Source organism: Nonomuraea sp. NPDC051191, assembly GCF_044455665.1.
Lineage (GTDB): Bacteria > Actinomycetota > Actinomycetes > Streptosporangiales > Streptosporangiaceae > Nonomuraea.
On the sequence record NZ_JBITEZ010000002.1, the window covers coordinates 427,139 to 444,637 of the forward strand.

15 protein-coding genes are annotated in these 17,499 nt (G+C 72.5%); 3 read left to right on the forward strand and 12 right to left on the reverse strand.

Annotation, left to right across the window (positions count from 1 at the left end; all coding sequences use genetic code 11):
• Positions 1-21: 21 nt before the first annotated feature.
• The 3 genes from ACIA8R_RS06585 to ACIA8R_RS06595 all read right to left on the reverse strand — a co-directional run bounded on the left by ACIA8R_RS06585 (position 22) and on the right by ACIA8R_RS06595 (position 2,252).
• Positions 22-282: a hypothetical protein gene (locus tag ACIA8R_RS06585; protein ID WP_357701126.1), complete on the reverse strand. Its 261-nt coding sequence runs from the start codon at positions 280-282 to the stop codon at positions 22-24.
• A gap of 86 nt (positions 283-368) precedes the next feature.
• Entirely contained in the window at positions 369-1,382 is a 1,014-nt protein-coding gene (locus ACIA8R_RS06590; RefSeq protein ID WP_397036945.1) for a phosphotransferase family protein, read from the reverse strand.
• Positions 1,383-1,445: 63 nt separating this feature from the next.
• Positions 1,446-2,252: a GNAT family N-acetyltransferase gene (locus ACIA8R_RS06595; RefSeq protein WP_364097903.1), complete on the reverse strand. Its 807-nt coding sequence runs from the start codon at positions 2,250-2,252 to the stop codon at positions 1,446-1,448.
• 48 nt (positions 2,253-2,300) lie between these two features.
• Between ACIA8R_RS06595 and ACIA8R_RS06600 the strand changes: the two genes are divergently transcribed.
• Entirely contained in the window at positions 2,301-3,206 is a 906-nt protein-coding gene (locus ACIA8R_RS06600) for an ROK family protein (protein ID WP_397036948.1), read from the forward strand.
• Here ACIA8R_RS06600 and ACIA8R_RS06605 read toward each other — a convergent pair.
• From ACIA8R_RS06605 to ACIA8R_RS06640, 8 genes are all read right to left on the reverse strand, one after another.
• Entirely contained in the window at positions 3,132-4,850 is a 1,719-nt protein-coding gene (locus ACIA8R_RS06605; protein WP_397036950.1) for an acyclic terpene utilization AtuA family protein, read from the reverse strand. The two genes, ACIA8R_RS06600 and ACIA8R_RS06605, sit on opposite strands and share 75 nt — an antisense overlap.
• Positions 4,850-5,611 (reverse strand): enoyl-CoA hydratase-related protein, encoded by a 762-nt coding sequence (locus tag ACIA8R_RS06610; RefSeq protein ID WP_397036952.1) that lies wholly within the window; start codon positions 5,609-5,611, stop codon positions 4,850-4,852. The genes ACIA8R_RS06605 and ACIA8R_RS06610 overlap by 1 nt, the downstream gene beginning before the upstream one ends.
• On the reverse strand, positions 5,608-7,497 hold the full coding sequence (locus tag ACIA8R_RS06615) for a biotin carboxylase N-terminal domain-containing protein (RefSeq protein ID WP_397036954.1): 1,890 nt from the start codon (positions 7,495-7,497) through the stop codon (positions 5,608-5,610). Before ACIA8R_RS06615 ends, ACIA8R_RS06610 begins: the two co-directional genes overlap by 4 nt.
• Complete coding sequence (locus ACIA8R_RS06620) at positions 7,494-9,026, reverse strand: carboxyl transferase domain-containing protein (RefSeq protein WP_357701345.1); 1,533 nt, start codon at positions 9,024-9,026, stop codon at positions 7,494-7,496. Before ACIA8R_RS06620 ends, ACIA8R_RS06615 begins: the two co-directional genes overlap by 4 nt.
• Before the next feature lie 53 nt (positions 9,027-9,079).
• Complete coding sequence (locus tag ACIA8R_RS06625; RefSeq protein WP_397036956.1) at positions 9,080-9,220, reverse strand: hypothetical protein; 141 nt, start codon at positions 9,218-9,220, stop codon at positions 9,080-9,082.
• Positions 9,221-9,240: 20 nt separating this feature from the next.
• Positions 9,241-9,708, reverse strand: a complete 468-nt coding sequence (locus tag ACIA8R_RS06630) for a TetR/AcrR family transcriptional regulator (RefSeq protein WP_397036958.1) — start codon at positions 9,706-9,708, stop codon at positions 9,241-9,243.
• Positions 9,709-9,768: 60 nt separating this feature from the next.
• Positions 9,769-12,075, reverse strand: coding sequence for a serine/threonine protein kinase (locus ACIA8R_RS06635; protein ID WP_397036960.1), 2,307 nt, complete (start codon positions 12,073-12,075; stop codon positions 9,769-9,771).
• Positions 12,076-12,237: 162 nt separating this feature from the next.
• Positions 12,238-13,599 (reverse strand): FAD-binding oxidoreductase, encoded by a 1,362-nt coding sequence (locus ACIA8R_RS06640; RefSeq protein WP_397036962.1) that lies wholly within the window; start codon positions 13,597-13,599, stop codon positions 12,238-12,240.
• A 69-nt stretch (positions 13,600-13,668) separates the two neighbouring features.
• On the opposite strand from ACIA8R_RS06640, the gene ACIA8R_RS06645 reads away from it, so the two are divergent.
• Positions 13,669-14,223, forward strand: a complete 555-nt coding sequence (locus ACIA8R_RS06645) for a hypothetical protein (protein WP_357701106.1) — start codon at positions 13,669-13,671, stop codon at positions 14,221-14,223.
• On the opposite strand, the gene ACIA8R_RS06650 is transcribed toward ACIA8R_RS06645, so the two are convergent.
• Entirely contained in the window at positions 14,220-15,425 is a 1,206-nt protein-coding gene (locus tag ACIA8R_RS06650; protein WP_357701104.1) for an aminotransferase class I/II-fold pyridoxal phosphate-dependent enzyme, read from the reverse strand. The two genes, ACIA8R_RS06645 and ACIA8R_RS06650, sit on opposite strands and share 4 nt — an antisense overlap.
• A 183-nt stretch (positions 15,426-15,608) precedes the next feature.
• Between ACIA8R_RS06650 and ctaD the strand changes: the two genes are divergently transcribed.
• Positions 15,609-17,342, forward strand: a complete 1,734-nt coding sequence (gene ctaD / locus ACIA8R_RS06655; protein ID WP_364097877.1) for a cytochrome c oxidase subunit I — start codon at positions 15,609-15,611, stop codon at positions 17,340-17,342.
• The last annotated feature ends 157 nt before the right edge of the window (positions 17,343-17,499 follow it).

Consider the following 17,499-nt stretch of genomic DNA (forward strand, 5'->3'; position numbering starts at 1 on the left):
GGCCCAGCCGCGCAATCGTGATCAAGCGGTTGCCGACGGTGTCCCGTCGCTGGTGGGCCGGACACCGGCTGACCCGTCGGGCAGGACCCGGCGGGCGATCTCGGTCAGGAGCTCGCGGGGCACCTCGACGGCGGCCTCGCCGTCGAGCACGTCGCGGAGGTCCGCGAGCGCCTCGGGGTCGGTGACGTGAAGCCCCTGGACGACGATGGTGCCGCGATCGGTCTCGTACAGGGTGGGGCAGGCGCCCGCCTCCGAGGTGGAGCCGAGGAACCGCATGCGCATGACGATCCTTTCCCCGAATGCCAGATGCAATTGCGCGCAATTGTACGCATCTGGGCGTCCGGCGTGATCCTTTTCCCGCATCGGGTTCAGCGCAACAAACCTTCCATGATGTCGTGGGCACGGGCGAACAGGCCGAGGGTGGTGGCGTGCAGCACGTCGCCGATCTCGCGGGGCGCCTTGCCGGCGAACGCCCGCGCGTGCGTGCCCTCCAGCACGATGCCGAGCTTGAAACAGGCCATCACCGCGTACCAGTCGATCGCCGACAGGTCGCGCCGCGACAGCTCCGCGTAGTACGCGACCAGCTCCCGCTCGCCCGGCAGTCCAGGCACGTGCCCGTTGTTGACCGGCCAGGTGGCCAGCAGCCAGCCCAGGTCGAGCAGCGGGTCGCCGATCGTGCACATCTCCCAGTCGACGATCGCCGCCACCCGGGGCCCGTCGAGGGCGAACATCAGGTTGGCGAAGTGGTAGTCGCCGTGCATGATCCCCGGGACGAACGTGGCCGGACGGTGGCGGGTGAGCCAGCCGGCGGTCGCCTCCAGGCCCGGGATGTCGGGGCCGGGGTAGCCGTCGAGCTCGCCGTAGGAGTCGAGCTCCTTCAGCCAGCGCGGCACCTGGCGTTCGAGGAAGCCCTCGGGGCGGCCGAAGCCGGGCAGCACGTCCGGGTCCACCCGTCCCAGCTCGGCCAGCGCGGCGGCGGCCTCCAGGCCCATCCGGTGCCGGATCGCCGGGTCGGAGGCGTGCGGCTCGGGCAGCCCGGTCGAAGGATTGAACCCGGCCACGGGTTCCATCAGGTAGAACACCGGCTCCCGGGCGGTCTGCGCGGTCACCAGGCGCGGTGCGGGCACCGCCGTGCCGCTCAGCGCGGCCAGCAACCGCGCCTCGCGGCGCAGCACCTCGTTGCTCCTGCGCCGGGCGTGCAGGGGCGGCCTGCGCAGGACGTACGGCCGGCCGCCGCGTTCGAGGCGGACCATGACGTTCTGCGTGCCCCCCGGGATCGGGGCGACCTCCGTGATCGGCCCACCCGGCAGCCCCTCGGCGTCCATCCACGCGCCGAGGTCGTCGAGGTCGATGGCGCTGACGTCGATGTGGGTGGAGGTCATGGCCGCCCTTTGACAGAACGATATTCTGGAGGGCTTCAACCTATGAGAGCCTCCGAGGGCCGGTCAACCCAGGGCCAGCATGAACGGCAGGAACTGCCGCGAGCGGTCGCCGGGCAGGTCGCCGTGCCACACCATCTGCGAACTCGTGAACGCCTCGGTCAGGCCGTGCCCGTCCGCCCAGCGCGTCAGGTCCTCCCTGGCCAGGTCGAGGTCGATCCTGACCTTGCGGCCGGAGTCCAGGGCCAGGTCGCCGATCAGGTCGCGGGCGGTCCGCTCGTCCTGGGCCACGACCGGGCCGATGGTGGCGGTCCCGTCGTTGTCCCAGCGGTGGGCGTAGCCGCCGTCGGTGATCCTGACGCCCTCGCCGAAGCCGAACATCCGGCGCAGCACGGGCGACCGGTCGGTGCCGAACACCTCGGCGTCCAGGGCGAGGATGGTGTCCAGGTCGTCCGGGGTGGCCGGGCGGGTGCGGCCCGACGGCTCGCCGTGGAAGACGCCGGTCCTGGTCGCGGTCCGGTTCGTGACGCGGAAGCCGAACTCCTCGTAGAGCGGGCGGCCGTGCTCGGTGGCGTGCAGCGAGACGGTGCGGCCGCCCGCGCGCTCCAGCACGTGCCGCATCAGCGTGCGGCCCAGGCCCTGCCGGGCGAACCTGGAGGCGGTCAGGACCATGCTGATCACCGCGTGGTCGTCGCCGTAGAGAGTGAGGATGTTCGTGGCGGCCAGGCCGTCGCCGTCGGGGGCCTCGATGCCGTACGGCTCCCCGACCTCGAACAGCAGGCGCCACTTGTGCCGCTCGGCGCCCCAGCCGCGGTCCTCGGCGAGCCGGGTGCAGTCCTCCAGGTCATCAAATGTCAGGCGACGTAGCGTCATGTCAGACATCATCCCGCATTGGGGGAATATGGGTTGATGAAGTGTGTTGTGGCGATTGATGTGGGCGGGACCACCCTGAAAGGCGGATTGATCGCCCAGGACGGCACCATCCTCTACCGGGAACGCCGTCCCACTCCCCGCTCCGAAGGGCCCGAACGCGTCATCGCGGCGATCTCCGCCTTCGTCGCCGACCTGACCCCGCCGCGCACGGTCTCCGGCGCCCTCCTGCGCCCCCAGGCCGTGGGCCTGGCCGTGCCCGGTCTGGTCGCGCCCGAGCGGGCCGTCTTCTCGGCCGCGTTCGGCTGGCGGGACGTCCCCGCCGCCGCCTTCACCGACGGGACGCTCCCGCTGGCCCTCGGCCACGACGTGCGCTCGGCCGGCGAGGCGGAGCTGGCCTACGGATCGGCCGCCGCCGACGCGCTGTACGTGCCCATCGGCACCGGCATCGCCGGAGCCGTGGTCCTGTCCGGCTCCCTGTACGGCGGCGCCGCCGGGTGGGCCGGGCAGATCGGGCACGTCCCCGTGCACCCCGGCGGGCTCCCGTGCCCGTGCGGGCAGCGCGGCTGCCTGGCGGCCTACGCCTCGGCCGCCTCCGTCGCCGCCCGCGCCGGCGAGACCTCCGCCGAGGACGTCGTCCGCCGGGCCGCGGCCGGGGACGAACCGGCCGCCCGCGTGTGGGCGGAGGCCGTGGAGGCGCTCGCGCTGGGCCTGGCCACGTACACGTTGGTGCTGGACCCCGCGGTGATCGTCGTCGGCGGCGGCCTCTCCCTGGCCGGGGACGCCCTGCTGACCCCGCTGCGGACCCGGCTGGCCGCCCGCCTCGCCTTCCGTCCCGCGCCCGAGGTACGGGTCTCGGCGCTCGGCGTGGACGCGGGCCTGCTAGGCGCCGGCCTGCTCGGCCTGCGCGCCCTGCGGGAGCAGGGCGGCGGGGACGTCGACCACCTGGGCGCGTAGCTCCTCGCCCAGGGCCTTGGCCTGCGGGTCCATGCGCGGGCTGGCCGCCACGCCCCTGCCCAGCAGCCCGTGGACGACGAAGTTGAGCGCCCTGATGTTGGGCAGCTCGTGCCGGTCGACGCGGTGGGCGGCCAGCTCCGGGAGCAGGACCTTGAGCCGGTCGGCGGTGAGGGTGGCCGCCAGCCAGGCGTACTGCTCGCCGGTCGCGGCCCACACGCCGAGGTTGGCGTCGCCGCCCTTGTCGCCGGAGCGCGCGCCCGCTACCCGTCCCAGGGGCACGCGCACGGTGGGTCCGCCGGGCGGCGCCGGAACGGACGGCTCGACCGGCGGCTCGATCGGCTCGCCCTGGGAAACCGGAGGCGTCTCCCGGAGGAGCAGCTCCACGCCGTCCAGGAAGACGCGGGGCCGCACCTCGGACGCCGGCACCAGGGCCGGCCGGTACACCCCGTACGGGGAGGCGTCCCCCGGCGGGGTGAGGCCGTAGAAGCCCGGGTAGCTGGACAGGCCCGTCTCCACCACGGCCGAGGAGAAGACCCGGCCCGCGGTGCGCCGGTCGGCGTCCATGACGGTGATCCGCAGCAGGCCCGCGTCCGTCAGGGTCACGTCCACCTGGTCGAAGGTCTCGCGCGGCACCCGTGCCCAGATGGCCTCCTCGGCGACCCGCGCCTTGGCCTCGACGTCCAGGCCGGTCAGTACCAGCGTCATCGTGTTGCGGTAGCCGGCGGGGTAGTTGACGGCGACCTTGAGCGTGTCCGGCGGCGGCTCGCCCCGGACGCCGGAGATCAGCACCCGGTCGGGGCCGTCGTCCGAGAGCGTGATCGTGTCGAACCGGGCGACCACGTCGGGGCCCAGGTAGCGCGGGCCGCCCAGTTCGTAGACGAGCTGCGCGGTGACCGTGCCGACCGAGACCAGGCCGCCCGTGCCCGGATGCTTGGTGATCACGGACGAGCCGTCGGCGCGCAGCTCGGCGATGGGGAAGCCGCAGTGGGCCAGGTCGGGCACGTCCTGGAAGAAGGCGTAGTTGCCGCCCGTGGCCTGGCAGCCGCACTCGATGACATGCCCCGCCACGACCGAGCCGGCCAGCGGGTCGAGGTCGCCGGGGCCCCACCCGTACCGCCAGATGCCGGGGCCGGTGACCAGGGCGGCGTCGGTCACGCGGCCGGTCACCACGACGTCCGCGCCCGCCGACAACGCGGCGGCGATGGGACGGCCGCCGAGGTAGGCGTTGGCGGTCAGCGGCGCGGCCGGCGCGCGCTCGCCGGTGTCGGTGCCGGTGTCGATCAGGTCGAGCGGGCGGCCCATGAGGTCGTCGCCGGTGACGTGGGCGACCTTGGGCGACAGGCCCAGCCGGGCGGCCAGCTCGTGCACGGCCTCGGCGCACCCGGCCGGGTCGAGCCCGCCCGCGTTCGTCACGATCCTGATGCCGCGGTCGAGGCAGGCGCCGAGGACGTCCTCAAGCTGGCGCAGGAACGTGGGCGCGTAGCCGGGACGGCCCTTGAGCCGGTTGCCGGCCAGGATCAGCATGGTCAGCTCGGCCAGCCAGTCGCCGGTGAGCACGTCGATCGGGCCGCCCTCGACCATCTCCCTGGCCGCCGAGAGCCGGTCGCCGTAGAAACCGCTGCAATTGGCGACGCGCAACGCCATCACGGCACCCACTTGGGCGGCCGCTTGTCCATGAACGCCGCGATGCCCTCCTGCCCCTCGGCCGAGGTGAACCGCTCGGCCGACAGCTCGCTCATCCGCCGCAGCCCCTCCTCGAACGACACCGCCGGAACCTCCCGCACCAGCCGCTTGGTGATGGCCAGCGCCTCGGGGCCGCCCCTGACCAGCATCCCCGTGTAGTGGCGCACGGTGGGGTCGAGCTCGTCCTCGGGCACGGCCCTGGTCAGCAGGCCGATGCGGGCCGCCGTGGCGGCGTCGAACACCTCGCCGGTCAGGAAGTACTCGGCCGCCGCCCGCGGGTCGAGCCGGCGCAGCACGGGCACCGAGATCATCGCAGGCGCCACCCCGAGCCGCACCTCGGTGAACGCGAACGACGCCGTGTCCGGCGCGATCGCGAAGTCGCACGCGGCGACCAGGCCGAGGCCGCCCGCGCGGGCCGTGCCGTTCAGGCGGCAGATCACCGGCTTCGGGCTCTCCCAGAGCAGCGTCATGATCTCCGGGAAGGACGCCGTCACCGGCGCGTCGGAGTCGCCGCGCTGCTCCTTCAGGTCGGCGCCCGAGCAGAACACCCGGCCCGTGCCGGTCAGCACGATCACCCGGGCGTCCGGCTCGGCCAGCGCCCAGCGCAGCTGCTCGGCCAGCTCGGCCAGCAGCCGCCTGGACAGCGCGTTGCGATTGGCCGGCGAGTCGAGCGTGACGGTGGCCACGCCCTCCGCCAGCTCCCTGTGCACCAGGCTCGTCATGGGTTCTCCTCCTGGATGATCGCCAGCACGGCCCCGGCCTCGACCTGCTGTCCCTTCTCGACGCGTACGTCCGACACCACGCCGCCCGCCGGGGCCGCGATGCGATGCTCCATCTTCATCGCCTCCAGCACCAGGACCGGCTGGCCCTGGACCACCGTGTCGCCCTCGGCCACCTCGACCCGCAGCACGCTGCCCGGCATGGGCGCGAGCAGGGAGCCGGGGGCGACGTGCTCGACCGGCTCGGGCAGGCGCGGCACCGGCGTCAGCACCGCCGCGCCCGCCGCGGAGTCGACGTAGACGCGGTCGTCGCCGTCGTACCGGGCGACCTGGAACGTCCGCCGCAGGCCGTCGCTCTCCAGGACGACCTCCTCCGGCCGGGCCGAGACCACGCTGACACCCGGGGGCAGCGGGTCGTAGACGACGTCGGCCTCCTCGAAGCGGGCGCGGGCGGGCTGCGAGCGCACGTTGCGCCAGCCGGCCGGCAGCCCGGCCAGGACGCGGGCGTCGCGACGGTTGGCGGCGGCCATGGCGAGCGCGGCGGCCAGCGCCGGCAGCCCGCCGTCGCCGGAAGGCGGGGACGACGGCGCCGACAGTGGCGACAGCGGGCCGCCGGGGGAGAGGAAGGCGGTGTTCGTCTCGCCCGCGAGGAAGGCCGGGCTGGTCACGATCTCCAGCAGCAGGTCGCGGTTGGTGGTGACGCCGTGCAGCCGGGCCCGGCGCAGGGACGCGGCCAGCTTCCGCGCCGCCTCCGCCCGCGTCGCCCCGTAGCCGACGATCTTGGCCAGCATCGCGTCGTAGTGCGGCGACACCTCCGACCCGGACTCGACGCCCGAGTCCACCCGCACGTCACCCGGCACCTCGAACCGGCGCAGCACGCCCGTCTGGGGCACGTAGCCGGCGTCCTCGGCGTACAGCCGCGCCTCGATCGCGTGGCCGCGCGGGCCGGGCGGCTCCGGCGGCAGCGCCGCGCCCTCGGCCACCTCAAGTTGCAGCCGTACGAGGTCGACGCCGAAGACCAGCTCGGTGACCGGGTGCTCGACCTGGAGCCGGGTGTTCATCTCCAGGAACGCCACCCGGTCGTCCTTGACCAGGAACTCGACCGTGCCGGCCCCGACGTAGCCGATCCGGCGGGCCGCCCGTACGGCCGCCGCGCACAGCAGCTCGCGGGTGCGCTCCGAGATCCCCGGCGACGGGCACTCCTCGACGACCTTCTGATGCCTGCGCTGGACGCTGCACTCGCGCTCGCCCAGCGCCCACACCGTGCCGTGGACGTCGGCCAGCACCTGCACCTCGACGTGCCGGGCGGCCTCCAGCAGCGGCTCGGCGAACACGGCGCCGTCGCCGAAGGCCGCCGCGGCCTCCCGCCGCGCCGACTCCACCTCGGCGGCCAGCCCGCCGGCGTCCCGGACGATCCGCATGCCGCGCCCGCCCCCGCCCGCGGACGCCTTCACCAGCAGCGGGAACTCGCCCGGCGCGGCCAGGTCGAGCGAGGGCAGCACCGGAACCCCGGCCTCCGCCATCAGCCGCTTGGCCGCGATCTTCGAGCCCATCGCCTCGATCGCCGCGGGCGGCGGACCCACCCACGTGAGCCCGGCCTCCAGCACGGCCCGCGCGAACGCGGCGTTCTCCGACAGGAAGCCGTAACCCGGGTGCACCGCGTCGGCGCCGGAGGCCCGGCACGCCTCGACGATCCGGTCCACCGCCAGGTACGTCTCGGCCGGGTGGGACCCCGGCAGGCGGACGGCGAGGTCGGCCTCCCGGGCGTGCGGCGCGCCGGCGTCGGCGTCGGAGAAGACGGCGACCGTGGAGACGCCGAGCGAGCGGCAGGTGCGGAAGACCCGGCGGGCGATCTCGCCCCGGTTCGCGACGAGCAGACGGGTGATCACGGCCGGAACACCCCGAACCCCGCGGCCGGCGGCACCGGCGCGCTGTTGATCGCCGACAGGCACATGCCCAGCACCGTACGGGTGTCGCGCGGGTCGATCACCCCGTCGTCGTAGAGCCGCCCCGACAGGAAGAACGGCAACGACTCCGCCTCGATCTGGGACTCCACCATGGCCCGCATCGCCGCGTCGGCCTCCTCGTCGTAGACCTGCCCCCTGGCCTGCGCCGCGGCCCGCCCGACGATCGACAGCACCCCGGCGAGCTGGGCCGGGCCCATCACCGCCGACTTGGCGCTCGGCCAGCTGAACAGGAACCGGGGGTCGTAGGCGCGCCCGCACATGCCGTAGTTGCCGGCGCCGTAGGAGGCGCCCATGACGACGGTCAGGTGGGGCACGGTCGAGTTCGACACGGCGTTGATCATCATGGCGCCGTGCTTGATGATGCCGCCCTGCTCGTAGTCCTTGCCCACCATGTAGCCGGTGGTGTTCTGCAGGAACAGCAACGGCGTGCGCGACTGGTTGGCGAGCTGGATGAACTGGGTGGCCTTCTGCGACTCCTCGCTGAACAGCACCCCGCGCGCGTTGGCCAGCACCCCGACCGGGTAGCCGTGGACCCGCGCCCAGCCGGTGACCAGCGACGGGCCGTACAGGGGCTTGAACTCGTCGAACTCGCTGCCGTCCACCACCCGGGCGAGCACCTCGCGCGGGTCGAAGGGGATCTTCAGGTCCTCCGGGACGATCCCCAGCAGCTCCTCGGCCGGATAGGCGGGCTCGCGGGCGGGCAGCGGCGTCACGCCCTGTTTGCGCCAGTTGAGCGAGCGCACGACGGCGCGGCCGATGCGCAGCGCGTCGTGCTCGTCCTCGGCCAGGTGGTCGGCCAGGCCGCTGGTCCTGGCGTGCATCTCGGCGCCGCCCAGCGACTCGTCGTCGGACTCCTCGCCGGTGGCCATCTTGACCAGCGGCGGGCCGCCGAGGAACACCTTGGCGCGGTCGCGGACCATCACCACGTAGTCGCTCAGGCCGGGCACGTACGCGCCGCCGGCCGTGGAGTTGCCGAAGACCAGCGCGATCGTCGGGACGCCCGCCGCTGACAGCCGCGTCAGGTCGCGGAAGACGCGGCCGCCCGGGATGAAGATCTCCTTCTGCGTCGGCAGGTCCGCGCCGCCGCTCTCGACCAGGTTCACGTACGGCAGCCGGTTGGTGAGCGCGATGTCGGCCGCGCGCAGCGTCTTGCGCAGCGTCCACGGGTTGGACGCGCCGCCTCTGACCGTGGGGTCGTTCGCGGTGATCAGGCACTCGACGCCCTCGATCACCCCGATGCCGGTCACGATGCCCGCGCCGACCTGGAACTCGCTGCCCCACGCGGCCAGCGGCGACAGCTCCAGGAACGGCGAGTCGGGGTCCACCAGCAGCTCGATGCGCTCCCTGGCGAGCAGCTTGCCGCGCCGGCGGTGACGTTCGACGTACTTCTCGCCGCCGCCTCCCACCGCCTTGGCGTGCTCGGCGTCCAGCTCGGCCAGCTTGGCGAGCATGGCCTCGCGCCGGGCCCGCTGTTCGGCGCCGCGCGGGTCGAGCCGGCTCCTGATCACGAAGCCTCCTGTGACGAAGTCGACGTGGGCGTCAACCCGATGGCCCGCGCCCACAGCCGGGTCAGGTGGTCGACGGCGTCCTGCTCGCCGGCCTGCTCACCGAGGTCCAGCCACACGTGGGCGAAGTGCTCGACCATGCCGCCCAGCATGACGGCCGTCAGCCGCGGGTCGAGCGAGGGGTCGGCCAGGCCCTGTTCCTGAAGGCGGCGCAGCCCGTCGGCGCCGCGCCGGACGAACGCCTCGCGCAGCTCCAGCAGCAGCCGCCCGAACCGGGGTCGGCGTCGGCGGCGTGCTCCACCATGCGGACCAGGCGCGAGTTCGCCGCCCAGGCCCGCAGGTAGAGGCGGTTGGCGGCCTCGACGCGGGCGTAGGGGTCGTCGGGGGCGGCCGCGCCGACCGCGCTCGCCGCGAACATCTCGCCGACCACCGCCTGCGCCACCTCCCCGAACAACGCCTCCTTGGAGTCGAAGTACGTGTAGAAGGTGCCGTGGGAGACACCCGCCCGCGCGCACACGTCGTCGATCCGCACGGCGTCGTACCCGTGCTCCTCGAACGCCTCGCGCCCGGCCGCGAGCAACGTGGCCCGCGTGCGCTTGCCACGCAGGGTCAGGGACCTGACGATCACGTCAGTCACGGTAGCGACCGGGGCGCGCGGAAGGAAGGGGTCCCGCCGCGCGCGGCGGCGTCAGGTGCAGTGGCTCCAGCCGGACTTCCAGCTCAGCGAGTTCCACGAACCGCCCCAGATCACGCACTTCTTCACGGCCGCCAGCCGCACCGGCCCCGCGTACGCGGTGAACTTGCCGGGGTTGCTGCCGCTCGCGCCGCCCTGGACCTGAAGGGTGGCGTTCATGGAGACCTTGCCGGGATAGACCAGCTTCGACATCGTGACCACGCAGTTCTTGCCCGCGCTGGCGTTGTAGAGCAGGTAGATCGTGGCCGAGCCGCCCAGCGCGTGCTGCTCGATCACCTTGAAGCCCGAGCCGCAGACGGTCACCACGTTGTAGGTGTTCGGCTTGAGCGTGGCGGTCGGCTTGGCCGTGGGCTTCGTCGTGGGCTTCGTCGTGGGCTTGGTGGTGGGTTTGGTCGTCGCCGGCTTCTTCGTCGGGGCCGTGGCCGAGAGGCCGGAGGTCGGGTCGGCCGTCGGCTCGTCCTCGCCGTCGACGAGGCCGGTGGGCTTCTTCGTCTTGGTGGGGGTCGGCTTGGCCGTGGGGGCCTTGGTGGTGGTGGGGTGGGTCGTGGGCACGTTCGTCACCGGGTTCGGGACCGCGATGACGGGTTCCTTGGTGTGCTTGGCCTTCTTGGGCGGATCGGCCTGGCCGACGTCCAGCGTGGGGACGGGCTCGCCGGTGTCCGCCGTCAGGATCGGGTCGGGGGTCACCTCGGCGACCGGCGGCTCGCCGGGCTGCCCGGCGCCCTGGCCGTCACCCTTGGGGTTCTGGGAGGCGTTGCCGGTGGCGGTGATCGCGACGTCGCCGCTGTTGGCCTGCACGACGACGGCCCCGGCCACCACGAGCAGCGCGGCGGCGGCCGCGCCGGAGAGGGCGAGCGTCAACGTCCGCCGCTGCTTGTCCGGCGCTCCACCGGACGGCTCGCCCTGCGGACCACCGGCGGTTCCGATCCGGGTCGCCCCCGGGTTCCCGCCGGGATGACCCGCCTGGGGTCCGCCGGGGTGTCCCGCCTGAGGGCCACCGGGCATGCCGCCGTGCGGGTGCCCGTGCGGGGCCGCACCCGGCTGGCCGCCCTGCGCGGCCGGTCCGCCCATGGCGCCGGCCTGCGGGCCGCCCTGCGCGCCGTGCTGGGGTGCGCCGGTTTGGGGTGCGCCGTGCTGAGGTGCGCCGGGAACGCCGCCCTGAGGGCCGTTCGGCGCGCCGCCCTGGGGCGCGCCTGCCTGAGGGCCGCCCGGTGCGTGCTGGCCGCCGGGAACGGACGCGCCCGGGGCGCCGGGCGCACCGGCGTGGGGGACGCCCTGGGGAGCGCCGGGCATGGCGCCCGCCGGTCCCTGCGGGGCGCCGGGGGCGGGGCGGTTGTGCGGCCCGCCCTGCTGCGGGACGGGATTGGTCCCGGACATCTGGGTCCACGGCCCCGGATAGGCGTCCTGCCCGGCCCCGGACGGACCGGCCTGCTGCGGGACGGCGGGAGTGACGGTGGCGCCGGTGACCGGTTCGACGGCGGCCTTGGGCGCGGGCTGCCCCGTGAGGCGGACGATCAGCTCGTCGGCGCTCGGCCGCTGCGCCGGGTCCTTGGACAGGCACAGCCCCACCAGCGCGGCGAGCTCGCCCTCCATCCCGCCGAGCTGCGGCTCCTCGTTCAGGATGCGGTTCATCACCACGGGGATGGAGTCGGCCCCGAACGCGGGCTTGCCGGTGGCCGCGTACACCATCGTGACGCCCCACGCGAAGACGTCGGCGGCCTCCGACACGGCGGCCCCGCTGAGCTGCTCGGGCGCCAGGTACGACGGCGTCCCCATCGCCATCCCGGTGGCCGTCGCCCCCGGCGAGTCCAGCGCGCGGGCGATGCCGAAGTCGATCACGACCGGCCCCTCGGGACCCATGAGCACGTTCGCGGGCTTGAAGTCGCGGTGCAGGATCCCGGCCCGGTGGATGGCCGCCAGCGCGGTGGCCGTGCTGATCGCCAGCCGTTCCAGCGCCGCGCCCCGCCGCGGGCCCTCGTTGATGACGAGCTCGCGCAGGGAGGGCCCCGGCACGTACTCGCTCACGATGTACGGCCGGCTCCCGTCCAGGTCGGCGTGGAGGACGGGCGCGGTGCAGAACCGGGCGACGCGCTGGGCCACCGCCACCTCGCGCAGGAACCTGGTCCGCGCGTCGGCGTCGGCCACGAGGGCATGGTGCAGCAGCTTGACGGCGACCTGTTCACCTGAGTCACTCTTGCCCAGATAAACGACGCCTTGACCACCCTCGCCGAGCCGGGCGACGATGTCGTACGCCCCCAGCCGCCGCGGGTCGTCCCCTGCCAACGGCTGGAACTGATTCACGTCGGACCCCCATCGCAACCAACAGATGGGGCAAAACGCTACCAGCGTGACAAGTGGGGCGTCTGCCGGACGTGTAAGTAACTTCCACTTTCTGACGAAAGATGTCAGTGTCTCGTCGCAGGTCGTGTCCGTGTCGGAGGCCAAGGTCACGGCTTGGCAAATTCAGATGGCCTTGCCCGGGTTCATGATCCCCAGAGGGTCGAAGACCGCCTTGATGCCCTGCTGCACCTCGGTCGCCACCGGCCCCGACTCCAGTCCCAGCCAGCGCCGCTTGAGCACGCCCACGCCGTGCTCGCCGGTCAGGGTGCCGCCGAGCGACAGCGCGTACCGGAACACCTCGTCGGCCGCGGCCCACACCTCGGCGGGCGGCTCGGCCGTGCCGTGCTCGAAGATGAAGACCGGGTGCAGGTTGCCGTCCCCGGCGTGGGCGACCGTGCAGATGCGCACGCCGTGCCGGACCGCCGCCGCCTCGATCGCCGTGATCATCTCGGGCAGCGCCGAGCGCGGCACGCACACGTCCTCGACCAGGCACGCCCCCAGCCGCTCCTTGGCCTGATAGGCCATCCTGCGCAGCCCGACCAGTTCCTCGGTCTCCTGCGGGCTGGAGGAGACGGCGACGAACGAGGCGCCGTTGTCCAGGCAGAGCCGTTCCATGCGGGCGGCCATGTCCTGGCTGTCGGTCGCGTCGGACTGGCCGATCAGCATGGCCTGCGTGGCGGGTTCGAGCCCGATGTTGCGCCAGTCGTCGATGGCCTCCAGCGTGGCCCGGTCCAGCAGCTCCATCAGCGAGGGCTGGCAGCCCGCGGCCATGATCGCCGACACGGCCGCGCCCGCCTCGCGCAGCGAGCCGAACTCGGCGGCGAACGTCGCGGGCGGCGCGGCGGGGGCCCTCCTCAGCCGCACGGTGGCCGCGGTGATCACGCCCAGCGTGCCCTCCGAGCCGACGAACAGCCCGGTCAGGTCGTAGCCGGTGACGCCCTTCATCGTGCGCCGGCCGGTGTTCAGGACGCGCCCGTCGGCCAGCACGACCTCAAGGCCGAGCGTGGCGTCCCTGGTGACGCCGTACTTCACGCAGCGCAGGCCGCCGGCGTTGGTGGCCAGGTTCCCGCCGATCGTGGAGATCTCGTACGACGAGGGGTCCGGCGCGTACATGAGCCCGTGCTCGCGGGCGGCGCGGTCGAGGTCGGCGGTGATGACGCCCGGCTCCACCACGGCGATCTCGTCGGCGGGGGAGAGCTCCCTGATGGCCGTCATCCTGGCCAGCGACAGGACGATCGTCCCGTCGCCCGCCGTGGCCGCGCCCGCCAGGCCCGTCCCGGCGCCGCGGGGAACGACCGGCACCCGGTGCTCGGTGGCCCACCGCAGGGTCGTCACCACGTCCTCGCGGGAGGCGGCGAGCACCACGCCGAGCGGCTTGCCGGGCTCCACGAAGGTGCGGTCGCGGGCGTAGGAGTCGATCACGTCCGGGTCGGTCAGCACACGAGCTTCGGACAGCGAGTTCACCAGGGCATCAATCGGTCTCACACCTGCACCTTACGGTTTGCGCGGAACGTGCCTTAAGGCCAGACTGCCCGGGTGGAAGTCAGGTGCCCGGTGTGTACGCAGGCTGACCAGCTCGTCTCGGTTCCGGGGGCGGTCGCCGCGGGGACGACATACCGGATCGGCAGGGTCAGGCTCCCCGGGCAGCGGCAGATCGCCGACCTGCCGACGGCGCCGTCGATGGGCGCGTCGAAGCACGTCATGAGCCGTACGCAGCTCGCGGTGTGGATGTCGTTCCCCAGCCGCCACTACACGCCCTGGGCCAGGAACCAGGGGTGGATCATGCTCGGCGCGGCGGCCCTGGTGCATCTCGTCGTGTCGCTGGTGATCGCGATGGGCAAGGACTCGCGGTGGACCGAGGTGCTGCTGGCGCCGTTCTGCCTCACCGGGCTGTTCTGGGGGCTCGGGCTGCTGTTCGTGCTCGGCGCGCGCGGCGCCCGCAGGCGCGACCACGCCGAGGCCCCGGCCCGGGACAAGGCGCTGGCCGTGTGGGAACGGCTGTACTACTGCGCCCGCGACAACGTCGCGTTCGAGCCGGGGGTCGGCGTCTCGTTCCATCCGGGCGAGACGCGCGAGTACATCTTCGGCTTCAGGGGCCGGGCGATCTAGCCGCGCTCCTCCGCCACCAGGCGGACGCAGACGGCCAGGCCCTCGATGGCCTGCTCCAGCTCGTCCAGCTCGGGGAAGGTGGGGGCGATGCGGATCGTGCTGTCGGCCGGGTCCTGGCCGTAGGGGTGCGTGGCGCCGGCCGGGGTGAGCGCGATGCCGGCGGCCTTGGCCCTGGCCACGACCTCGGCGGCGTGCGGCACCTCCAGGCTGATGAAGTAGCCGCCCCGCGGACTGGTCCAGCTCGCCAGGTCGCCGAGCCGCTCGGTCAGCACCTTGTCGACCAGCTCGAACTTCGGCCCGATCAGCGCGGCGTGCCGCCGCATGTGCGCGGCCACGCCCGCGGCGTCGCGCAGGAACTCGACGTGCCGGAGCTGGTTGAGCTTGTCGGGGCCGATGGACTGCTTGGCGGTGTTGGCGAGGAACCACTCCACGTTCGCCGGGGAGGAGCCGAAGAACGACACGCCCGAGCCCGCGTACGTGACCTTCGAGGTGGAGGCGTAGACGAACACGCGGTCGGCGTTGCCGTGCTCGGCCGCCAGCGCGAGCAGGTCGGCCAGCTCGTCAGGGGTGTCGGTGAGGTGGTGGACGGCGTAGGCGTTGTCCCACATGATCCGGAAGTCGGGGGCGGCCGTCGGCATGGCGGCCAGCCTGCGCACGGTCTCGTCGCCGTAGGTGATCCCGGAGGGGTTGCTGTACTTCGGCACGCACCAGATGCCCTTGACCGTCGGGTCGGCGGCGACCAGGCGCTCGACGACGTCCATGTCGGGGCCGTCGCCGTCCATGGGGACGGCCGTCATCTTGATGCCGAGCCGCTCGCAGATGGTGAAGTGCCGGTCGTAGCCGGGCACCGGGCACAGGAACGTGATCTCCGGCTCCTCGACCCAGCGGCGCTCGGCCCCCGGCACCTTCGACAGCAGCGCGTGCACGATCGTGTCGTGCATCAGCGTCAGGCTGGAGTTGCCGCCCACGACGAGCTGCCCGGCGGGCACCTGGACCAGCGGCGCGAAGATCTCGCGCAGCTCGGGCAGGCCCTGCAGGTTGCCGTAGTTGCGGCCGTCGGTGCCGTCGGCGGCCTTGACGGAGGAGGGCAGCCCGAGCAGGCCGTCGGAGAGATCGAGCTGGCGCGGTGACGGCTTGCCCCTGGTGAGGTCGAGCGAGAGCCCCCGCTGGACGAGGGCGGCGTAGTCACTCTGTGCGGTCACGAGATCTCTCCTCCGGGTCGGTTCGGTCCAAAGGATAGAAGAAATCCACAGGGGGACCGGTAATCGCCCGGCATGTGGGACACCGGTTCAAAGACGTTCTAAAGAAGCGCTTCCCGTCCGGCGTTGGTTGGCGTGGAATGGACGGCATCGGGCAGGCACAACTCCGCGAAGGAGGGAGCAGCCGTGACGACTGTTCGGGACACCTCGATCGAGCAGGTCAGGCGCCGCCGTACCGGGACCGTCATCGCCTCCTGGCTCTCGACGACCGATCACAAGGTCATCGGGTACCTCTACCTGATCACCTCCTTCGGCTTCTTCCTGGTCGCGGGCATCATGGCCATGATCATCAGGGCCGAGCTGGCGCAGGCCGGCATGCAACTGGTCAACCAGCACGAGTACAACCAGCTGTTCACCATCCACGGCACGGTGATGCTGCTGCTGTTCGCCACGCCGCTGTTCGCCGGGTTCGCCAACGTGGTCATGCCGCTGCAGATCGGCGCGCCCGACGTCGCCTTCCCCCGGCTGAACGCGGTGGCGTACTGGCTGTTCCTGTTCGGTGGGCTCATGGTCCTGGCGGGCTTCCTCACCCCCGGCGGCGCCGCCGACTTCGGCTGGTTCGCCTACACGCCGCTGTCGAACGCGATCCACTCGCCGCAGGTCGGCGGCGACCTGTGGATCATGGGCCTGGTGATGTCCGGGCTCGGCACGATCCTGGGCGCGGTCAACTTCATCTCCACGATCATCGGCATGCGCGCCCCTGGCATGACCATGTTCCGCCTGCCGATCTTCACCTGGAACGTGCTGCTGACCAGCATGCTGGTGCTGATGGCCTTCCCCGTGCTGGCCGCCGCGCTGCTGGTGCTGGAGTCGGACCGCAAGCTCGGCACGCACGTCTTCGACGGCGCCAACGGCGGGCCGCTGCTGTGGCAGCACCTGTTCTGGTTCTTCGGCCATCCCGAGGTCTACATCATCGCGCTGCCCTTCTTCGGCATCATCACCGAGGTGATCCCGGTGTTCAGCCGCAAGCCGATCTTCGGCTACATGAGCCTGATCGGGGCCACGATCGCCATCGCCGGGCTGTCGATGACCGTGTGGGCGCACCACATGTTCGCGACCGGGCAGGTGCTGCTGCCGTTCTTCTCGTTCATGACGTTCCTCATCGCGGTGCCGACCGGGGTGAAGTTCTTCAACTGGGTCGGCACGATGTGGCGGGGGCATCTGTCGTTCGAGTCGCCGATGTTGTTCTCGGTCGGGTTCCTGGTCACGTTCCTGCTCGGCGGGCTGACCGGGGTCATCCTGGCCTCGCCGCCGCTCGACTTCCAGATCAGCGACACCTACTTCGTCGTCGCCCACTTCCATTACGTGGTCTTCGGCACGGTCGTGTTCGCCATGTTCGCCGGCTTCTACTTCTGGTGGCCGAAGATGACCGGCAGGATGCTCGACGACCGGCTCGGCAAGGTGCACTTCTGGACGTTGTTCGTCGGCTTCCACACCACGTTCCTCGTCCAGCACTGGCTCGGCCAGCTCGGCATGCCGCGGCGTTACGCCGACTACAGCGCGGCCGACGGCTTCACCGCGCTCAACGAGATCTCCTCGGCCGGGGCGTTCCTGCTCGGCGCCTCGACGCTGCCGTTCCTCTACAACGTCTACAAGACGACCAGGCACGCGCCCAAGGTCACGCTCGACGACCCCTGGGGCTACGGCAACTCGCTGGAATGGGCGACCTCCTGCCCGCCGCCGCGGCACAACTTCACCAGCATGCCGCCGATCCGCTCGGAGCGGCCCGCGTTCGACCTGCACTACCCGCACGAGGACGCCCCGCACAAGGACGCCCCGCACGACGACGAGCCCGCCGTCGAGCCCTCGGTCGAGCCGGACGCCGGCCCCGAGCCGCCCCCGGTGCTCGCCTCCGACTGACCTTCCCGGAGGGCCGTGCGGCCGGCATTTCATGATCGCGTTGTCGCGTTTATCCGAGGGCCATTGCGGGCAGTACCGCCGCCGCAATTCTGCTGGTTGAAATGTCGTAGTTTGATCACGTTTCAACAACGTACTTTACGACCCGTTTATCCACCCT

Excerpts from the sequence above, each read along its gene's own strand:
- ACIA8R_RS06585 (WP_357701126.1), bottom strand. The coding sequence starts at position 282 with ATGCGCATGCGGTTCCTCGGCTCCACCTCGGAGGCGGGCGCCTGCCCC.
- ACIA8R_RS06590 (WP_397036945.1), bottom strand. The coding sequence starts at position 1,382 with ATGACCTCCACCCACATCGACGTCAGCGCCATCGACCTCGACGACCTC.
- ACIA8R_RS06595 (WP_364097903.1), bottom strand. The coding sequence starts at position 2,252 with ATGACGCTACGTCGCCTGACATTTGATGACCTGGAGGACTGCACCCGG.
- ACIA8R_RS06605 (WP_397036950.1), bottom strand. The coding sequence starts at position 4,850 with ATGGCGTTGCGCGTCGCCAATTGCAGCGGTTTCTACGGCGACCGGCTC.
- ACIA8R_RS06610 (WP_397036952.1), bottom strand. The coding sequence starts at position 5,611 with ATGACGAGCCTGGTGCACAGGGAGCTGGCGGAGGGCGTGGCCACCGTC.
- ACIA8R_RS06620 (WP_357701345.1), bottom strand. The coding sequence starts at position 9,026 with ATGCTCGCCAAGCTGGCCGAGCTGGACGCCGAGCACGCCAAGGCGGTG.
- ACIA8R_RS06625 (WP_397036956.1), bottom strand. The coding sequence starts at position 9,220 with ATGGTCGAGCACTTCGCCCACGTGTGGCTGGACCTCGGTGAGCAGGCC.